This window comes from Saccharospirillum alexandrii, from assembly GCF_043641555.1.
GTDB lineage: Bacteria > Pseudomonadota > Gammaproteobacteria > Pseudomonadales > Natronospirillaceae > Saccharospirillum > Saccharospirillum alexandrii_A.
This window is the reverse complement of the sequence record NZ_JBHZRJ010000003.1, coordinates 610,195-628,845: the sequence shown is the minus strand read 5'-3', so window position 1 is coordinate 628,845 and position 18,651 is coordinate 610,195. Positions and strand designations below refer to the sequence as shown.

Sequence of the window (18,651 nt, the reverse complement as noted above, 5' to 3'; positions counted from 1 at the left end):
ACAGAGGCTTATGCGCCTCTGACGGTCACTCCCATTCAATCGTCGCTGGTGGCTTGCCAGAAATATCATAGACTACCCGGGATACACCGGATATCTCATTGATAATACGGTTACTGACCCGCTCCATCATTTCATACGGCAGATGCGCCCAGCGTGCGGTCATGAAGTCGATGGTTTCAACGGCGCGCACGGCGATCACCCACTCGTAACGACGACCATCACCGACGACGCCCACTGACTTAACCGGCAGAAACACGGCGAAGGCCTGGGAGGTTTTATGGTACCAGTCGGCACGGTGCAGCTCTTCAATGAAAATCGCGTCGGCTTCGCGCAGCAGGTCGGCGTATTCTTTCTTTACTTCGCCAAGAATACGCACGCCCAGGCCCGGGCCCGGGAAGGGGTGGCGGTAGACCATGTCGTAATGCAGGCCGAGTTCGAGACCGATTTTGCGCACTTCGTCCTTGAACAGTTCGCGCAGCGGTTCGACCAGTTTCAGCGCCATGTCGTCCGGCAAGCCACCCACGTTGTGGTGGGATTTAATAACATGCGCCTTGCCGGTTTTTGAAGCGGCCGATTCGATGACGTCCGGGTAGATCGTGCCCTGGGCCAGGAAGGCGACATTGTGGATTTTTGACGCTTCTTCATCGAACACTTCAATAAACTGATGGCCGATAATTTTGCGTTTTTTCTCCGGATCGGCTTCGCCTTTCAGCGCATTCAGAAACCGCTCTTCGGCATTAACCCGAATGACTTTGACGCCCATCTCACGAGCGAAGGTGGCCATAACCTGATCACCTTCCTGTTTGCGCAACAAACCATTATCAACAAACACACAGGTCAGCTGATCGCCAATGGCTTTGTGCAAAAGAGCGGCTACAACGGAAGAGTCCACACCGCCAGAGAGGCCAAGTAACACATGCTGGCTACCCACCTGGTCGCGCACCTTGTCGACCAGATCGTCGATGATGTTGGCTGGCGTCCATAAGGCATCCAGGCCACAGAGTGTGCGAACAAAACGCTCCAGAATGTCCAGGCCTTTTAGGGTGTGGGTCACTTCAGGGTGAAATTGAACCCCGTAGAAGCGGCGCTCATCGTCGGCCATGCCGGCAATGGGGCAGCTTGGCGTCGAGGCCATCAGCGAGAAGCCGTCGGGCATGGCGCTGACTTTGTCGCCATGGCTCATCCATACATCCAGAAAATTCAGATCGTTTGAGGTTTTGTCACTCAAACCGTCAAGCAGCCTCGAAGCGGTATCGATCTGGACTTCGGCGTAGCCGAACTCCTGTTCTTTGGAGCCGATCACCGAGCCGCCCAGCTGCTCGGCCATGGTCTGCATGCCATAGCAGATACCCAGCACCGGTACTCCCAGTTCAAACACGGCTTGCGGCGCGCGCGGCGAATCTTTGGCGTGAACCGATTCCGGGCCGCCAGAGAGGATGATGCCGTTTGGGTTGAACTCGCGGATTTCTGCGTCCGTTATGTCGTAAGGACGGATTTCGCAATACACACCGATCTCACGCACACGGCGACCGATCAACTGGGTGTACTGGGATCCGAAATCGAGAATGAGGATGTTCTGGGCATGAATGTCGAGGTGGCTCATGGCGGGTTCCGGCTGGTTGTTCTGAATGAGGTTTGATACGTAGTAAACAACAAAGCGGCCCGCGGGCCGCTCGTGATTCGGGCTTAGCTGACCCGGTAGTTCGGAGCTTCTTTGGTGATCTGCACGTCGTGTACGTGAGATTCCTTGATGCCCGCCCCGGTGATCTGCACGAACTCCGGTTTGGTGCGCATCTCTTCGATGGTACGACAGCCGGTATAGCCCATGGATGCACGAAGACCGCCCATCAGTTGATGCACAACGGCGTGCAACGGGCCTTTTACGGCGATACGACCCTCAATACCCTCGGGAACCAGCTTTTCAACGCCGCTTTCAACGGTCTGAAAATAGCGGTCACTGGACCCCTGGGTCTGACCCATGGCGCCAATTGACCCCATACCGCGATAGCTTTTATAGGCACGGCCCTGGAACAGCTCCACCTCACCCGGAGATTCATCGGTACCGGCGAACATGCTGCCAGCCATGATGACCGAGGCACCGGCGACAATCGCCTTGGCCAGGTCACCGGAAAACCGGATACCGCCATCGGCGATGACCGGGATGCCTTTATCACGCAACACAGCAGACACATTGGCAACGGCAGATACTTGCGGCACACCAACACCCGCAACGATACGGGTGGTACAGATAGAACCGGGGCCGATGCCCACTTTAACGCCATCGGCGCCAGCTTCAGCCAGTGCCAGTGCCGCTTCCGCTGTCGCGATATTACCGCCAATAACGTCGACTTGCGGATAATTTTCCTTAACCCAGCGAACCCGGTCAATCACGCCTTTGGAATGACCGTGAGCGGTGTCGACAACAATGACGTCAACACCCGCACGCACCAGGGCATCGACCCGATCCGGCGTTTCTGGCCCGGTGCCAACGGCAGCGCCCACACGCAGGCGACCATCGGTATCTTTGCAGGCATTCGGGTAGGCTTCGGCTTTATTGATGTCTTTTACCGTCATCAGGCCGCGCAACCGGAAATCGTCATCGACCACCAGTACTTTCTCGATGCGGTATTCGTGCAGCAGGTCGCGCACTTCCTGGGGGCTGACACCCTCCTTAACCGTCACCAGCTGCTCGCGGCCAGTCATGACGGTTTCAATACGGGCATCCAGGTTTTTTTCGAACCGGACATCCCGGCTGGTGACAATGCCGACCAGATCATCGCCTTCCATCACCGGGACGCCGGAAATGTTGTTTTCACGGGTGAGAGCCAGCAGCTCACGCACGCTGGCGGATTTCTCAATGGTGATGGGGTCGCGGACCACGCCGGCTTCAAACTTTTTGGTCAGCCGCACCTGCTGCGCCTGCTTCTCAATGGTCATCGCCTTGTGAATGATGCCAATGCCACCTTCCTGCGCCATAGCAATGGCCAGACGGGCTTCGGTAACGGTATCCATTGCCGACGAGACCAGGGGGATGTTCAGACTGATGTTGCGGGTAAACTGGGTTTTCAGCGTTACATCTTTGGGCAGTACTTCGGAATAACCGGGTACAAGCAAGACGTCGTCAAAGGTTAGGGCGGTTTCGGCAATACGCAACATGGTGGACTTCCCTCCGGGGTGTGTGGGAAACGACCTGACTAGCATCAGGTCCGAGTTGCGGCGGCATTATAACCAGTTTTGCCTGCAAACAAAGTTTTGTGGTTAAATAACGCGCTTATATACCGTACCTTAATGCGGTCGCGGTAAATGCACCGGGTTCTTTCCGGCCTGCCCTGCCTGTTCACGCCCTGTCAGAGGGTAGTTTTGTCTGGTAAGACCCGCCTTCGGATTCCATTGTTCATGAGCCTTGCCGAGCCAAACGCCCCACTGTCCGTCAGTCAGCTTAACCGCCAGGTAAAATTCCTGCTGGAAACCCAATACCCGGCGATTCCGGTCACCGGTGAACTGTCCAATGTTTCCCGCCCGGCATCGGGCCATATGTACTTCACGCTGAAAGATCAGGGCGCCCAGATCCGCTGCGCCCTGTTCAAGTCGGTTCTGGCACGCTCGGCATACAAGCCCAAAGAAGGCGACCAGGTGCTGCTGCGTGGCAAACTGAGCCTCTATGAGGGCCGCGGCGACTACCAGATCATCGTTTCCAGCATTCAGCCGGAGGGGGAAGGCGCCCTGCAGGCGGCCTTTTTCAAGCTGAAAGAGAAACTGGAACGTGAGGGTCTGTTTGCGCCCGAGTACAAGCAACCACTGCCAGCGGTCATTCACCGCGTCGGCATTGTCACCTCCCGCACCGGGGCAGCCCTGCATGACATTCTGACCGTGTTGAAACGTCGCTTTCCGGCGATCAGCGTGATTCTTTACCCGGTTCAGGTACAGGGTGCCGACGCCCCCGGGCAGATCATCAGCGCGATCGAAACCGCCAACCGGCTGAACCAGGTCGACGTTCTAATTGTGGGCCGTGGCGGTGGTTCGCTCGAAGATTTGTGGAGTTTTAACGACGAGGGTGTGGCCCGGGCTGTGTTTGCTTCACGCCTGCCCATTGTCTCGGCCGTTGGCCATGAAGTGGATGTGTCGATCAGTGATTTTGTGGCCGACGTGCGGGCGGCGACCCCGTCGCAGGCGGCCGAACTGGTCAGCCCGGACCAGGCCGACCTGTATGGCCAAATCAGCCACCGGCGCGACCAACTGGTACGACGCTGGCTGACCATCAGCCAGCATGCTCAGCAACGACTGTCACATTTGCGCCAGCGCCTGCGCGACCCGGGTACCCTGCTGCGCGAATGGCAGCAACGGCTCGACGACCGCGAGCGACGCCTGGTTCACGCCTTACAAAACCAGCAAAAACTGCGCAGCCAACGCTTCGAGTCTCTGGAGAAACGTCTGCACCGGGCCAGCCCGCTGACGCAGTTGAAAGCCGATCAACAGAGACTGGGCCAGTGGAGGCAACGGTTGCAACGGCTCGGCCTTGAACAGTTGAAACCGCGTCGGCAGCAACTGGCCACTCTGGCTGGCCAGCTAAACACGCTCTCGCCTCTGAGTACTCTGGAGCGCGGCTACAGCATTACCCGGGCGGAAGATGGCAAGGTTATTCAACAGGCCAGTCAGACCAGGGCTGGAGATCGAATCACGACCCTGTTGCGTGATGGTACCTTGACCAGTCGGGTGGAATAGGCAACTAACTCCAGTTTCGGAGCTCGCTCAAGAGACTAGCACCGGGTGCCGGGTGTGCCTCTGTGGGGTAGTCCGCAGCAGGGACTAAAACGCCGGGAGCGTTTTAGCATGAGCGCAGCGAGCCCGAAGGGTGAATCCCAGGGAGGGGATTCATATCATGCGGCCTAGGCTCCATGGATGGATTAAGTGGGCGGCACTCCGCCCGACCCCACAGAGGCACACCCGGTATCCGGTGCGGACCAACGCCTTTGAAGCGAACCGAACTCCAAAACTGGAACTCCTAATACCCAGTCATCTCCAGATACCCAACCCCGCCAGAACTGCCTTCAACCCTAACCGGGCCTTCCCAATACGGCACCAGCGTCGCCAGCCAGCTATCGGCTTGGCGCGCCCGGACTGTCCAGCGGGCTTCCTGACCGGGCAATTCAATTCGCCAGACCAATGGCAGGGATTTTCGGGCGTCTTCGCCCTGGGCCACAACCACCTCACTCCACTCAAGCGGCTCAATCACCAGCTCACCTTCTTCAAGCGTCCGCGATTGACCGTCAGCATCAATCCAGGTGCCTCGGACATAGGGCCCGGCGTTTTCCTGACGCAGGTGAAACGCCATCAGCGATGCACCATCGTCAAACTGCAGCGAAAACCAGTCCCAGCCCAACTGGTCCGATGCCAGCGGCTGTGAGCTCCACTCACGGTCGAGCCAGCCTTCGCCGGACACTGGCACTGAAGAGCCATCGATCGTTACCTGGCCGGTAATCTGCAATCGCGGCTGACTGTAGTAGTAACTGCCCTGCCCCTGACCGGATTTCTGGCTGAAGCCGTTATCGCCATGCAACACCCAGGGCTGATCCGCCTGCCAGTTCAATGCCAGCGTGACATCGTTGACCGTGGTGGTCAGACTGCCCGGAACGGGCGAGTCGCTTGTGCCCAGCAATTGCCAGTCATCCAGCCAGGCATCAAAGCGTCCTTCATCAGTCATGCCAACGCCTGCCTGCCCTATGCCACCGCGGGCAAAACGCTCTTCGTAGTCATGACCATTGGGTGTGTGTATCGCCGAATGAGCCATCCACATCTGGTTGCTGATCCAGCCTTCAGGTTCACTGCCGGGCCGCAGTGCGGTGCGGAACAGGGTCCAGTGCACGCCGTAGGGGCGGCCCTCGGCATCGGTCAGGTTGGCGGTCAGGTACCACCATTCAATGCGGTAATCCGGGTGTGCCAGGTGATCTTCGGGAAATCGGATGGGCTGACCGGGCTGAGCGGTCTGGTAGCCTGCGCCGCTGGCACGCATGATATCCAGGGCTGCACTGGGGTCTGTCTCCCGGCTTTCAGCCGTGACCAGAGCGGCGACACTGAACAGTGCCACAATCACGGTTAATCGCAATAATCCCATCAGGCGGCATCCTCTCCCAGGTGTTTCAGAGCCTGCGGTAACCTCAGCCGTGCTTGCACGGCGCTGATCACAAAGGTAAAGCCGGCCACCAGTAACGTCAGCCAGAACAACGACCGGGCCGGTTCGAATCGCCAGATCAGCGGCATGGTCCAGCCGAAACTCAGTACATTGAGATCGTAGATCAGCAAACCGGCCAGCAGGGTGCCCAGCGGAATCGACAGTAGCCAGGTGACCAGCAGCCCAATGCCCAGTGGCAGCCCGGCGATCAGCAGCCACTCCCGGTTGCGCACCCCCATGCTGCGCCAGTGGGCGTAACTGGGCAGGCGTTGCTGGTGAATGGCCAGCAGCGAGGCCAGCAGCGCGATGCCGGCCACGGTAAAGGTCAGGGCATTAATGGCAGCGGTCATGGCGAAGGTGCGGTCGAACACGCGCAAGGAAATGGCCAGTACATCCTCACGCCGGGTCCAGTCACCGGGTCGGGCGCCGGCCGCCACCAGGGCCGCTTCGGCGCTGGTCAGGGCATCGTTCTGGTCACTCAGCCAGAGCCCCAGACCCTGCTCACCGGCGTTCGGCCAAAGCTCGGCGACACGCTGGTACGGCAAATAAAACTGGTACCCCGGGTTACCATAATCGTGATAGAACCCTACCACTTCAAAAGCGACGGTTTGCTGCCCCACCGGTATCTGCACTGTTTCACCCAGGTCAATGCCGGCCAAATAGCGCACCTGTTCATTGGCCAGCACAACGCCCGGGTCGCCGTCGAACCAGGCCGGTGACCGGTCTGTTTCAGCGGCCAGCGGCAATGCCCGGGTATCGGAGGTATCGGTGTTCAGGCCGCGAATCTGGGTCGGCCGGTTTTGCCAGCGCACGGTCAGACCATTACGGCGATGTGATTCGACCAGCCAGTCGCCGGGGCTGGCCAGCAAGGCATCGATATCGAGGGTGTCGCTTTGCACAAACAGATCGGCGGCCAGGCGCTGTTGCAGCCAATCACTGAGCGAGGTGCGAAAAGAGTCGACCAGAGAGTCGACCCCGAAGTTGGCGGTCAGCGCCAGCAACAACGCCATCAGCGCCGTGCGCAGTGTGCCCAGTTGCGCCAGCCCCTCGCCGCAAGCCCAATTCAAGCGCCAGGCTGAGTCCGGCAAAGCACGTTGCACCCCTCGCAAGATCAACGCAACCGTCCAGGGCAATAGGCCCGCCCCGGCAAACAGAATCAGCGCCAGCACGGTAAAACCCATGGCGATGGAAGTGAGCTGAAAATAGAGCCCCAGGGCGAGCAAGGCCAGTACCAGACTGCCCAGCGCCAGTCGGCCACGGGCTCGCTCATCCTGCTGCCATTGCGACGGTTCGTCGCGCTGATCCTGCAGCGACCGCTGCGCCTGGCGCCATAGAGGCCAGGCCAGTGCCAGCACCAGGCCGGCCGAGGTCAGCAGCCAGGCCTGTAGCACCGTCACCGGTTGTACCAGCAGGGTGTAATCCAGCACCGCACCGTAGAGGTTTTGCAACGTCGCGGCGACCGACGGCAGCAACAGCTGGCTCAAGCCATACCCCAGCCCCAGCCCGCCCAAGGTCCCGATAACGCTCATTACCAGGGTTTCCAGGGCAATCGCACCCAGTAACAAGCGCTGACTGACCCCCAGTTCCCGCAAGGTTGTCAGCGTATGCCGACGCGCCGACAGCGAAAACCGCACGGCGTTAAACACGATAAAAAGCCCCACCGCAAACGACAACAAGCTCATTGCCGCCAGTTGCGTGTGCAGGCTTTGGGTAAGCTCGGTCAGGTCAAGCCGTTGCTGGTTGGCGACCAGTCTCAGATCCGGATTCAGAGCCGCCAGGTCCTGTCTGAGGCGAGCAGCGGCATCGCCGGGCAGCTCGGCCACGACCAGATAGCTGAGGTGAGACCGGTCAAGCAGCGTCAGCGCCGCACCGACGTCCATAAAAACTCGCAAGCCCTGCTGTTCACGGCTGAATACCCGGGCCGGTGGCAATGCTTTACCCGAATTCAGGGTCAGCCGGTCACCGTCCTCCAGCCCCAGTTGCTGAGCCAGAGCTTCCGGGTACCAGGCTTCATGAGGCGGAGTAACCAGTTGCATCCAACCACCGGCCGGCAACCCGGTCGCCGTACCCGCCTGTTCATCCGGCAAGGCCAGCAAGTCGGTCGCAATCAGATTAATGACCGACTGGTCGGCGGTGGTGAGGCGTTGTTCCAGAATCGGGAAGACCGAACGCCAACCCTGGCGGCGCAGGTTCACGTAATCGTCCACCGACACCCCTTCTCCGCTGCCAGACCGCACCCAGTGGCTGGCCTGAGCACCCAGTACCTGATCGGCTTCGGCGTAACTGGCACGAGCATGAGCATTGATAACCTGAACCGCTGACCAGAGCGCAACCCCGGTTACCAGCCCGGTGAGCAGAAACAGGGTTTGTAACGGGTGCCGGCGGTGATGGCTCAGCAGGGTGATCAGAACACGCAGCAGCCGGGTCAGTGCCCCGGTCACAGGGCTGACTCCCGGCTGTACTGTTCGTGGTATGGATGTAACTGGCCATGCTGCAGGCGCCATTGTTCATCCAGAAAACCGGCCATATGGGCACTGTGGGTTACCATCAGCAGGCTGCTGCCCGTTTCACGCACCAGCTCGACCAATACGCCCATCACCCGTTCGCTGGTGGCCTCATCGAGATTGCCGGTGGGCTCATCCGCCAACACCAGGGCAGGCCGGTGCAGTAGCGCCCGGGCGATGGCAACCCGCTGTTGCTGACCGCCGGAGAGCTGGTGCGGCAGGCGCCGGGTCAGGTCACCCAGGCCGAGCCGGTCAATCAGGTGATCACGAAACGCCGGGTCAAGGCGCTGGCTTAGCCGGGCTTGCAGTTGGAGGTTATCGAGCACCGTCAGGGTGGGTACCAGATGGTATTGCTGAAATATGAGGCTGAGCCGGTCGCGTCGCAACGAGTTCCAGTCGCCGGACCTCATGCTCAGGCTGCTGTGCCCGTCGATCACCAGTTCACCGGAATCGGGCGTGTCGAGCCCCGCGACCAGATGCAACAAGGTGCTTTTGCCACTGCCACTTTCGCCCAGTAACGCGGCCGAGCGCCCGGCCGGCAGGTGAAAACTGGCGCCACTGAGCACTGTGACGTCGCCATCGGGCTGGGCAAAGTGTTTGACCACCTGGTTGAGTCTGAGCATAGGCCTCACCGGCATTCGATAAACAGGGTTATTCGAGCAGTTGCCTGACCTGGATGGCCAGTTCGGCCACATGGGCATCGCTGGCGCCCAGGTCTGCCAGTGCGTCGTCGAGTTTTAGCAAGTACTCGGCATTGGCGCCGGACGGCCCGTGGCTGAGGGCGATCTGGCGTGCCATTTCGGTCAGCGAGGCCGGGCCCAGAAAGGCGGCATTGGTGTCGCTGGCCACGTAAACCAGGCCTTCTGTCTGCTGGCCATCGCTGAACGTCATGGGCGTGAAGAAGCGCAGGTAACCATTTTTTTCACGCACGTCCAAATGCGCAAAGGTATCGGGCGTCACCCGATAGGCCAGACCGTGGCAAACCGCATTGGGTGCTTCAATCAGCGTGACCACTCGGCCGGGCGCTTCCGGCGTGCCACGATGATCGTGCGAACCTTGCCAGAACCGGCGTGCCCAGCCACGGATACTCGCAGGCCGGCATTCCAGATACGGAAAGTCGACTTTGTACAGCAAGGAGCCATAACCGAACAGCCAGACATCGTCGAGGTGGTCGAGCGGCGTGTTCTGCTGATTCAGGGCGATGGTGTCATTCGACATGGGCGGCGGCCAGTTGTTCCGTTAGCACCTGTTCACACTGGTCGAGTTGCTGCTCTCTTTCAACCAGTGCCGCGGCGACATCATCCGGCAAGCCAGCCAGGGTGGTTCGCCATTGGGCGGTAAACACCCGGCGTGACAGGCTGATTAGCCGGCCCGTGGTCTGAGCCAGTTGTTCGCGCAACCGCCCGCCCCGGTCCAGCGCTTCCAGCGCCCGGGTGCACTCTTGTTCCAGGTTGTTTATGCGCGCCAGCTGCGGTTGCAGTTGCTGCCACTGGGCCGGTGTAAGCGCATCGAACCAGCGGCTTTCACACTGCAGGGAGGGAATGCCCATCAGGTAGGTTTGCAGGCCAGCGTAGTCTCTTGGCACGCGTTCCGACTGACTGCACAGCTGGTTCAAAAGCCCCGGGTGCAATTGCCGGTTTTCGGTCACCAGGGCTGAAAGCCGGGTTTCACACACTGCCAACTCTGCAGAGGCTTCCGCGCCGGGCAAGGTCTGATACCGGTGTAACAGGTAGCGGGGATAGCGGTCGAGCGTGCGCAGCGGGGTTTCGCTGAGCACGGCAAGCTCCTCGTAGCAGCGCTCCAGCTGAGCCGGCGCGTCGGCCAGAGCCGCCGGCGCCAGACTCAGCAGCGCCAGGCTGCTAGCGACGAGCGCGCTGAGTTTTCTTGGTCGTTTGCTTGCCACCGCGTCCACCCTTGGGACCAAAGCCGGAAGGCTTGTTGGCGTAGGGGTTCTCGCCCACCTTGAATTCAAACCGGATCGGCGTACCGCGCACTTTCAACGCCTTGCGGAAGGCGTTTTCCAGATACCGCTTGTAGCTGCCCGGCAAATCGCCCAACTGGTTACCGTGAATCACGATAATCGGCGGGTTCGAGCCACCCTGGTGTGCATAGCGGGGCTTGATGCGCCGGCCGCGCACCATCGGCGGCTGGTGCAGCTCAATCACCCCTTGCATGATGGTGGTCAGCTGGTTGGTGCTCCACTTGCGCCGCGCCGAATGGTAGGCCAGGTCCACCGATTTGTAGAGATGGCCAACGTTGGTGCCGTGCAGCGCCGAAATAAAGTGCATGTCGGCCCAGTCCAGAAACGGCATGCGCCGGTCGATGCTTTCCTTGATCTTCTTTTTCTCGTCTTCGCTGAGGCCATCCCATTTATTGATGGCCACCACCAGGCCGCGGCCCGATTCCAGCACAAAGCCGAGCATGTGCATATCCTGCTCGACCAGACCGTCCCGCGCATCCAGCACCAGCACAACGACGTTGGCGTCCTGAATGGCTTGCAGGGTTTTGACGATGGAAAACTTTTCAACGGCTTCAGACACACTGCGACGGCGACGAATACCGGCGGTGTCGATCAGGGTATAGGCCTGGCCATCCCGCTCGTAGGGTATGTAGATGCTGTCCATGGTGGTGCCGGCCTGGTCGTACACCACAACCCGGTCTTCACCCATGATACGGTTGATCAGCGTCGACTTGCCCACGTTCGGCCGCCCGACAATGGCCAGACGAATGTTGTCGTGCTCGTCGTCTTCAGCGCCCTCAATGGGTTCTGGCTCCGGGAAGTCTTCGAGGGCCAGCTCCAGCAGCGAACGCACGCCCCGGTTATGCGCCGCAGCAATCGGCAAGGGGTCGGTCGACAGGCCAAGCTCGTGAAAATCCCCAAGCACCACATCGGTATCCAGACCATCGGTCTTGTTCACCACCAGCACGGTTTTCTTGCCGGTTTTGCGCAAATGCTGGGCAATGTGGTTATCTGCAGCGGTCACGCCAGCCTGCGCATCGGTAATAAACAGAACGACATCCGCCTCTTCAATGGCAGCGAGACTCTGCTCGGCCATCTTGGCGTCCAACCCCTGCTCAAACCCACTGATACCGCCGGTATCGATGACGATAAAGGGGCGCTCGCCCAACTTGCCGTCACCGTATTTGCGGTCACGCGTCAGGCCCGCCCAATCGGCCACCAGGGCATCCCGGGTACGGGTAAAGCGGTTAAACAGGGTCGATTTACCCACATTGGGTCGCCCGACCAGGGCAATTACAGGGATCATGATGTCTTCCAGTGCCTCTACAGGCTTTAAAATGCAAGAAACCGCGAGGCCGATACGGGGCTCGCGGTTTGTATTTTAGTCTCGTTTCGGAGTTCGGTTTTGCCTTGGTGCCTTGAGTCCGTGTCAGGCACCGGGTGTGCCTATCCGGGGTCGGCGTGAACCCATCCATGGGGCCTAGACCGCAGCATCCATGCTGCGGACTACCCCGGATAGGCACACCCGGCACCTGACACTCAGTTGGCAGCGAACTCCCAAACTAGAAAAATTGACCTTCCGGCTTCCGCCAAAAACAGTTACTGATCGCGCCGGCGCAAGCTCATCATCTTGATGCGCGAGCTGTTGCCTTGTTGCAGCAAGCGGTCGCCATAGGGCACCGGTGCGGTGTAAATGCCGGTCCAGTCGATCGGCTGAGAGACCAGCCATTCACCGGACTGTGCATCCAGAACATGGACGAAACCAGCACCATCGGCAACGGCCAGGGCGTTTTGGCCCGGCCACTCGACCACTTTGGTCAGGCGGCGGTAGGTAAACTGTTCCTGAGTCCAGACCGGTTCCAGCGTTTGCGGGTCCATGGCGATAACGTGGCTTTGATCGTTCACGCCATACCAGTAATTCTCACCGGCAACGATGGCTCGATAGGTCGAAAACGGCTTGGTCGCGATCACTCGGCCAGAATCAGCTTCTATAACCAGCATATCACCCTGATAGCCTGCTGCCAGAATATAGCCATCGACCACGGTGATGGAACCGTCAACATCGACCAGCCGGCTGACATCGGTTTTACCCGATGCACGGGCCAGACGGTACTCCCACTCGGGTGAGCCATCGTTCAGGTTCAGTGCAACCAGCTTGCCGTTAGCCAGGCCAGTGACCACCCAGTCATTCACCACAACCGGGGCGGCCGAGCCGGTCACCGTCAGGCTCGGCTCGACGTCCTGATAGGCCCATAGGGCCCGGCCCGTATTTCGCTCGAGCGCTGTCACGCGGCCGTCGGTGGTTTGTACGATGATGCGGTCATCGAGCAATACCGGTGCTTCGGTTGCCAGCGCGCTGAGCGGGTTGCGCCAGACCGGCTCACCTTCCCAGTCGAGCATCAGCAAATCACCATTACCAGTCACAACGACCATATTGCGGTCATCGGCTGCAACCGGCGACACGATCTGGTCGGCCACCTGACGCCGCCAGATGAACTGGCCGCGCTCGTTCAGCAATACGATTTCGCCGAGCGGTGATGCCGTCAGAATGCCCTGGTCTGTGATCGTTGGCGTAATCCGGTTCAACGGCACTTCGGTGTAGAAGTCGACCAGGATATGCCACCAGTCGATCGTCAGCCGGGCCTTTTCGGGCCGTTCTTCAGGCAGCGGCGTAGGCGCTTCCCGCAGGGGGCCCGACGAACAGGCAGCCAGCGTGAGGCTGGCGACCAGTGTCAGTATCGCAGTCAGCCGCATCAAGCGTCGTCCGTCGTTGCAGCCAGGTCATCCAGCTTCATTTTCAGATAAGGACTTTCCACACCTTGTTGCTGGGCCTGTTCATAGGCCAGACGGTAGGCTTCGCGGGCAGCGTCAGCATCGCCATCGGCGCTGTGAATGTCGCCACGCAGTTCGTTGATCACCAGGTCGTACCCTTCGGTTTCAATGCTATCGAGCGTCGCCAGTGCGGCAGAGGTGTTATCCCGCGCAAACTGGACCCGCGCCAGCCGAACCCGAGCCACGGGTGCCAACAGCGCATCACTGTTGTCGACGGCCCAGCTCAATTCTTCTTCAGCCGCAGCCAGGTCACCCTGCTCTACTTTCTCTTTGGCGGCTTGAAACGCTGCGTAAACAGCGTAGGTGGTGTCTGGGAAGTCAGACTTCAGCGCTTGTGCGAGGGCGAGTCGTTCACCGGCATCGCTGCTGGTATCATCCACCAGCTCCATCAGGGTAATGTACATGCCCGAGGCCGCTTCCTGTTTGGCCTGTACCGAGTTGCTGTAATACAACCAGCCAAAGTAGGCGATCAGTGCCACCAGAATGCCACCAATAACGCCATTGCCGTAGGTTGCCCACCAGCGTTTAATCGCTTCAATCTGTTCCTGTTCGGTATCGTACACCCTGTCTTTCTCCTCTGGCGGCTGCCTTGTGGTTCAACCCGAACCCCTGGCAGCCGGTTCTCCGGCATCAGCCGGAGGGTCTGTTTTATGATTGTGCGTGCGTAACCGCATGTTGCGACTGGCTACCATACTGATTCATCAACCAGTTCGCCAGCTCCCCCTGCGCCAGGGTTTGCTGCGGTGCGTCGTCGCGTAGGGATTTGACAGTCACCTGACTGCCTGAGGCCTCGTCTTCACCCAGAATCAGCGCCCAGCGAGCACCTGACTTGTCGGCTTTTTTCATCTGGCTCTTGAAACTGCCACCACCGCAATGGGAGATCAGCCTTAACCCGCCTACCTCAGTGCGCAGCGTTTCGGCCAGCGCCAGGCCCTGGGTTTCGGCCAGATCACCGGCCATGATCAGGTAGGCATCGACCGTCTCGAACACCTCGGCCGGTATCTTGTTGAGCGTCTCCAGCATCAGTAATAACCGCTCAACACCCAAGGCAAACCCGGCCGCTGGTGTCGGTTTGCCGCCCAGCATGGGCACCAGGCCATCGTACCGGCCACCACCGCAGACGGTGCCCTGGGCACCCAGGCTGTCGGTTATCCACTCAAACACCGTCTGTGAATAATAATCGAGCCCGCGCACCAGCCGTGGGTTCACGGTATAACGGACGCCTGCGCTGTCGAGCCGGGTGCACAAACTCTGGAAGTGCAGCCGCGATTCGTCGTCCAGGTAGGCATCAAATTTGGGCGCGCTGTCCAGCAGCTTCTGTGTGCTTTCCGATTTGCTGTCCAGTATCCGCAACGGGTTGCTGTATAACCGGTTCTGGCTGTCTTCGTCGAGCTGCTCTTTAACCGTTTCCAGGTAATCGACCAGCGCCTTGCGATAGCGACCACGGGCTTCGGAACTGCCCAGCGTATTCAGGTTGAGGGTGACATGATCACCGAGGCCCAGGTTGTTCAGCAGTCGCGCGCTGACCAGAATCAACTCGGCGTCGATATCCGGTGTGGCCACGCCAAAGACTTCAGCGCCAATCTGATGAAACTGACGGTAACGCCCTTTCTGCGGACGCTCGTAACGAAACATGGCACCGCTGTACCAGAGACGCTGAATCTGATTGTGCAGCAAGCCATGCTGCAACGCCGCTCTGACGCAGCCGGCCGTACCTTCGGGGCGCAGTGTCAGGCTGTCGCCACCGCGGTCTTCAAAGGTGTACATTTCCTTTTCAACAATATCGGTATGCTCACCCACGCCGCGCTTGAACAGCGCCGTTGGTTCAACCACCGGCATGCGAATTTCGCGATAGCCATATTGACCCAAAACAGTTTTGATCTGGCCTTCCAGGTACTGCCAGACCGGACTCGCCTCCGGCAGGATATCGTTCATGCCACGGATGGCTTGTAATGTGGACAACCTTACTCTCCCTCAATCAATGCGTTCGGCCCGGGACACAAGGCCCGGGAATCGCCGACCCATATTACTGGCTCTTGGCGATAACCAGCGCTTCTTCGGCTTCTTTTTCGGCAATTTTACGGCGGATCAATTGTTCGTAGTGATCCACCAGGGTGTCGTTCTGCACTTTATGGTCCGGCTTGCCATCGACGTAAATCAGGTTGGAGGGGCTGCCGCCGGTGAGGCCAAGGTCAGCCTCCTTGGCTTCGCCCGGGCCGTTAACCACGCAGCCGATCACCGCAACGTCGAGAGGCGTTAGCACGTCTTCCAGACGCGATTCGAGCGCATTCATGGTGCCAATCACATCGAAGTTCTGCCGCGAGCAACTCGGGCAGGCAATAAAATTAATGCCCTTGTTGCGCAACCGCAGGCTTTTCAGAATATCAAAGCCAACTTTAATCTCTTCAACCGGGTCCGCCGCCAGCGAGACCCGCAGCGTGTCGCCAATGCCGTCCATCAGCAACATGCCCAGCCCCACCGACGACTTCACGGTACCCGAGCGCAGGCCGCCGGCTTCGGTAATGCCCAGGTGCAGCGGCTGTTCAATCTGGCTTGCAATCTGCCGGTAGGCGGCCACGGTCATAAAGACATCGGAGGCTTTCAGGCTGAGCTTGAAGTTCTGGAAATCGAGCCGATCCAGAATGTCGATGTGACGCATGGCCGATTCGACCAGCGCTTCCGGCGTCGGTTCGCCGTATTTCTTTTGCAGGTCTTTTTCCAGAGAGCCGGCATTCACGCCAATGCGGATGGGTATGTTGCGATCCCGCGCGGCTTCAACCACGGCCCGAACCCGGTCTTCCCGGCCAATGTTGCCAGGGTTGATGCGCAGGCAATCGACACCCAGTTCGGCGACTCGCAGTGCGATTTTATAGTCGAAATGAATGTCGGCGATCAGCGGCAGGCTGACGCGTTTGCGAATGGCGCCAAACGCTTCGGCGGCGTCCATGCTGGGCACTGAGACCCGCACCAGATCGGCACCCGCTGATTGCAGCCGTTCGATCTGATCGACCGTGGCATCGACATCGCAGGTTTCGGTGTTGGTCATGCTTTGTACGGCGATGGGCGCATCGCCACCAATTGGCACGTCTCCAACCCAGATTTTGCGAGATACCCGACGCTTGATCGGGCTAACGTGTTGCTTGTTCATGAAACACCCTGCTCTTGCTTCCAGCGTTGAAATTCACGAAATTCGGGGCTGTTGGCAAAACGGTTGCGAAATTGCAGTTCGAGTGATGAATAAAGATCTTCATCGTTCATGGCATGGGCGATGCGGACACCCAGCCAGAGTGTGAACGGGGTCTGGTTCGCCCGGTTGGCACGCACCAGAGAAATGTACCCCCGGTAGGCTCGCAAGGCTTCCTGCATGCGTTCCTGCTGGAATTGCAAATCGGCCAGTCCGATGTAGCTGTTCACCAGCAACCGGTCCAGCACAATGGCCCGCTCATAGGCAGCAATGGCTTCGTCGACCCGGTCAACACGGCGCGAACTCAATGCCAGGTATTCGAAACTCAAGGCACGACGCTGGTAAAAGGTATCTTGAACAACGTCGGCGAATTCCTCGCGCGCGTTTTCATAGCTGCGTTCGTTATAGAGGAAGACCGCGTACTGAAACCGTGCTTCAGTGCCGCCATCGTACCGGATGGCGCGGCGAAAATGGTGATCGGCCAGGTCAACTTCCCGTTCGACTTCATACACACGGGCCAGGCCAAGGTGAGCCCCCGAGGCCCGGCTGTCGATGTCGAGCGCCTGGTCCAGCGAGCGCTTGGCTTCAAACAGGTTGTTGTTTTCGAAGTGGGCATAGCCAATCTGAATATAGGTTTCTACGGCCTTGTCCAGATCCTGTTTTCCGGAGAATGGGCTTTGGGTTGTTGTCACACAGGCGGTTAACAATACCGACACGGCAACAAGCGCCAGGGCACGGATAACGTTCATGATACATTCCTCTGAAAACGGGCACCCGCCAGTTCGGCAGCCGTCTGGCCCAACTGAACCGCTTCGATAAACCGGTCGGAACGACGGGTCTTGTCTGTTACTTCCCCAACCAGCTGACCGCAGGCCGCATCGATGTCGTCGCCGCGCGTCTTGCGAATGGTCACGTTGTAGCCCGCTGCCGTCAGGATATCCCGGAACTTGTGCATCCGGTTGTTGCTGGGGCGTTCATACCCCGAATTCGGAAAGGGGTTAAACGGAATCAGGTTGATTTTGCAGGGTGTATTGCGCAACACCTCTACCAGCTCGTGGGCGAGTTCGGGCTTGTCATTCACTTCGTTCATCAGCGTGTATTCAATGGTGACCACTCGCTTTTCCGAGAAGCGGCTCATGTAATGGTTGCACGCGTCCAGCACCGATTCGATGTTGTACTTGCGGTTCACCGGCACCAGCGTATTGCGTAGGGCATCGTTGGGAGCATGCAGCGACAGCGCCAGCGCCACATCGGTGACCTTGGCCAGTTCATAAATGGCCGGCACCACGCCAGAGGTGCTCAGCGTAACCCGGCGCTTCGACAGGCCGTAGGCGTTATCTTCCATCATCAGCCCCATCGCCTCGACCACGTTGTCGAAGTTCAGCAGCGGTTCACCCATGCCCATCATCACCACATTGGTGACCCGGCGCTGGCGTTTTTCACCCGGCTGGTTGAACGATCGCACCGCAATCCAGACCTGGCCAATGATCTCAGCGGTACTTAAATCCCGGTTAAAGCCCTGTTTGCCGGTTGAGCAAAAGGAGCAGTCCAGCGCGCAGCCAATCTGGGAGGAGACGCAGAGAGTGCCACGGTCGTCTTCGGGAATGAACACCGTTTCAATGGCACTGCCGCCCGGCATCTTCATGACCCATTTGCGGGTGCCGTCCTTCGAGTCTTTCTGGTAAGTCACTTCGGGCGCGACAATTTCAGCGCACTCGTGCAGCTTGGCCCGGGTGGCCTTGCTGATGTCGGTCATGTCGTCGAAATTGTCGACGCCATGCTGGTGAATCCACTTCAGAACCTGAATCGCGCGAAATTTCTTTTCGCCGAGACGGTCGACAAAAAACGCCTCCAGGGCGGGCAGTCCCATCCCCAGCAGGTTCACTTTCTGTGCCGTTTGTTCAGTCATGAATTCACCTTTGTATTCGGTAGGTCGTTCTAAAACAGCAGGCCCGGCACACCCGGAGGCGTGCCTGAATGGGCCTGCCGGGGCAGCCTGGTG

The 18,651-nt window shown here is 59.3% G+C and carries 15 protein-coding genes; 1 reads left to right on the top strand and 14 read right to left on the bottom strand.

Annotated elements, in window-relative coordinates:
* Positions 1-25: 25 nt before the first annotated feature.
* Together guaA and guaB are read right to left on the bottom strand one after the other, a co-directional pair.
* Positions 26-1,603, bottom strand: coding sequence for a glutamine-hydrolyzing GMP synthase (gene guaA / locus ACHUE7_RS13085; protein ID WP_394170366.1), 1,578 nt, complete (start codon positions 1,601-1,603; stop codon positions 26-28).
* Between the two features lie 83 nt (positions 1,604-1,686).
* Positions 1,687-3,156 carry an IMP dehydrogenase gene (guaB, locus tag ACHUE7_RS13080; RefSeq protein ID WP_394170365.1) on the bottom strand — a complete coding sequence of 490 codons (1,470 nt, stop codon included), beginning with the start codon at positions 3,154-3,156 and terminating at the stop codon, positions 1,687-1,689.
* 240 nt (positions 3,157-3,396) lie between these two features.
* Between guaB and xseA the strand changes: the two genes are divergently transcribed.
* Positions 3,397-4,722 carry an exodeoxyribonuclease VII large subunit gene (xseA, locus tag ACHUE7_RS13075; protein ID WP_394170364.1) on the top strand — a complete coding sequence of 442 codons (1,326 nt, stop codon included), beginning with the start codon at positions 3,397-3,399 and terminating at the stop codon, positions 4,720-4,722.
* A gap of 280 nt (positions 4,723-5,002) precedes the next feature.
* Here the strand turns inward: xseA and ACHUE7_RS13070 are convergent, their stop codons facing one another.
* The 12 genes from ACHUE7_RS13070 to rlmN form a co-directional block, all read right to left on the bottom strand.
* Positions 5,003-6,112: a lipocalin-like domain-containing protein gene (locus ACHUE7_RS13070; RefSeq protein WP_394170363.1), complete on the bottom strand. Its 1,110-nt coding sequence runs from the start codon at positions 6,110-6,112 to the stop codon at positions 5,003-5,005.
* On the bottom strand, positions 6,112-8,610 hold the full coding sequence (locus tag ACHUE7_RS13065; RefSeq protein WP_394170362.1) for an FtsX-like permease family protein: 2,499 nt from the start codon (positions 8,608-8,610) through the stop codon (positions 6,112-6,114). The genes ACHUE7_RS13070 and ACHUE7_RS13065 overlap by 1 nt, the downstream gene beginning before the upstream one ends.
* Positions 8,607-9,296 carry an ABC transporter ATP-binding protein gene (locus tag ACHUE7_RS13060; protein WP_394170361.1) on the bottom strand — a complete coding sequence of 230 codons (690 nt, stop codon included), beginning with the start codon at positions 9,294-9,296 and terminating at the stop codon, positions 8,607-8,609. Before ACHUE7_RS13060 ends, ACHUE7_RS13065 begins: the two co-directional genes overlap by 4 nt.
* A gap of 28 nt (positions 9,297-9,324) precedes the next feature.
* Positions 9,325-9,891, bottom strand: a complete 567-nt coding sequence (locus tag ACHUE7_RS13055) for a gamma-glutamylcyclotransferase (RefSeq protein ID WP_394170360.1) — start codon at positions 9,889-9,891, stop codon at positions 9,325-9,327.
* Positions 9,881-10,576: a hypothetical protein gene (locus tag ACHUE7_RS13050; protein WP_394170359.1), complete on the bottom strand. Its 696-nt coding sequence runs from the start codon at positions 10,574-10,576 to the stop codon at positions 9,881-9,883. Before ACHUE7_RS13050 ends, ACHUE7_RS13055 begins: the two co-directional genes overlap by 11 nt.
* Complete coding sequence (gene der, locus ACHUE7_RS13045; RefSeq protein WP_394170358.1) at positions 10,533-11,939, bottom strand: ribosome biogenesis GTPase Der; 1,407 nt, start codon at positions 11,937-11,939, stop codon at positions 10,533-10,535. The genes ACHUE7_RS13050 and der overlap by 44 nt, the downstream gene beginning before the upstream one ends.
* Positions 11,940-12,232: 293 nt before the next feature.
* Positions 12,233-13,387, bottom strand: coding sequence for a PQQ-binding-like beta-propeller repeat protein (locus ACHUE7_RS13040; protein WP_394170357.1), 1,155 nt, complete (start codon positions 13,385-13,387; stop codon positions 12,233-12,235).
* Positions 13,387-14,028 carry a YfgM family protein gene (locus ACHUE7_RS13035; protein ID WP_394170356.1) on the bottom strand — a complete coding sequence of 214 codons (642 nt, stop codon included), beginning with the start codon at positions 14,026-14,028 and terminating at the stop codon, positions 13,387-13,389. Before ACHUE7_RS13035 ends, ACHUE7_RS13040 begins: the two co-directional genes overlap by 1 nt.
* Positions 14,029-14,113: 85 nt before the next feature.
* Complete coding sequence (gene hisS, locus ACHUE7_RS13030) at positions 14,114-15,427, bottom strand: histidine--tRNA ligase (protein WP_394170355.1); 1,314 nt, start codon at positions 15,425-15,427, stop codon at positions 14,114-14,116.
* A 64-nt stretch (positions 15,428-15,491) separates the two neighbouring features.
* Positions 15,492-16,613 (bottom strand): flavodoxin-dependent (E)-4-hydroxy-3-methylbut-2-enyl-diphosphate synthase, encoded by a 1,122-nt coding sequence (gene ispG / locus ACHUE7_RS13025; protein WP_348476128.1) that lies wholly within the window; start codon positions 16,611-16,613, stop codon positions 15,492-15,494.
* Entirely contained in the window at positions 16,610-17,398 is a 789-nt protein-coding gene (locus ACHUE7_RS13020; protein WP_348476130.1) for a tetratricopeptide repeat protein, read from the bottom strand. The genes ispG and ACHUE7_RS13020 overlap by 4 nt, the downstream gene beginning before the upstream one ends.
* Positions 17,395-18,558 carry a dual-specificity RNA methyltransferase RlmN gene (gene rlmN, locus ACHUE7_RS13015; protein ID WP_394170354.1) on the bottom strand — a complete coding sequence of 388 codons (1,164 nt, stop codon included), beginning with the start codon at positions 18,556-18,558 and terminating at the stop codon, positions 17,395-17,397. The genes ACHUE7_RS13020 and rlmN overlap by 4 nt, the downstream gene beginning before the upstream one ends.
* Between the last annotated feature and the right edge of the window lie 93 nt (positions 18,559-18,651).

What these genes read in the sequence shown, in the direction of transcription:
- ACHUE7_RS13040 (WP_394170357.1), bottom strand. Translation starts at nt 13,387, where the DNA reads ATGCGGCTGACTGCGATACTGACACTGGTCGCCAGCCTCACGCTGGCT.
- ACHUE7_RS13060 (WP_394170361.1), bottom strand. Translation starts at nt 9,296, where the DNA reads ATGCTCAGACTCAACCAGGTGGTCAAACACTTTGCCCAGCCCGATGGC.
- ACHUE7_RS13055 (WP_394170360.1), bottom strand. Translation starts at nt 9,891, where the DNA reads ATGTCGAATGACACCATCGCCCTGAATCAGCAGAACACGCCGCTCGAC.
- guaA (WP_394170366.1), bottom strand. Translation starts at nt 1,603, where the DNA reads ATGAGCCACCTCGACATTCATGCCCAGAACATCCTCATTCTCGATTTC.
- xseA (WP_394170364.1), top strand. Translation starts at nt 3,397, where the DNA reads ATGAGCCTTGCCGAGCCAAACGCCCCACTGTCCGTCAGTCAGCTTAAC.
- ACHUE7_RS13020 (WP_348476130.1), bottom strand. Translation starts at nt 17,398, where the DNA reads ATGAACGTTATCCGTGCCCTGGCGCTTGTTGCCGTGTCGGTATTGTTA.
- ACHUE7_RS13070 (WP_394170363.1), bottom strand. Translation starts at nt 6,112, where the DNA reads ATGGGATTATTGCGATTAACCGTGATTGTGGCACTGTTCAGTGTCGCC.
- guaB (WP_394170365.1), bottom strand. Translation starts at nt 3,156, where the DNA reads ATGTTGCGTATTGCCGAAACCGCCCTAACCTTTGACGACGTCTTGCTT.
- rlmN (WP_394170354.1), bottom strand. Translation starts at nt 18,558, where the DNA reads ATGACTGAACAAACGGCACAGAAAGTGAACCTGCTGGGGATGGGACTG.
- der (WP_394170358.1), bottom strand. Translation starts at nt 11,939, where the DNA reads ATGATCCCTGTAATTGCCCTGGTCGGGCGACCCAATGTGGGTAAATCG.
- ispG (WP_348476128.1), bottom strand. Translation starts at nt 16,613, where the DNA reads ATGAACAAGCAACACGTTAGCCCGATCAAGCGTCGGGTATCTCGCAAA.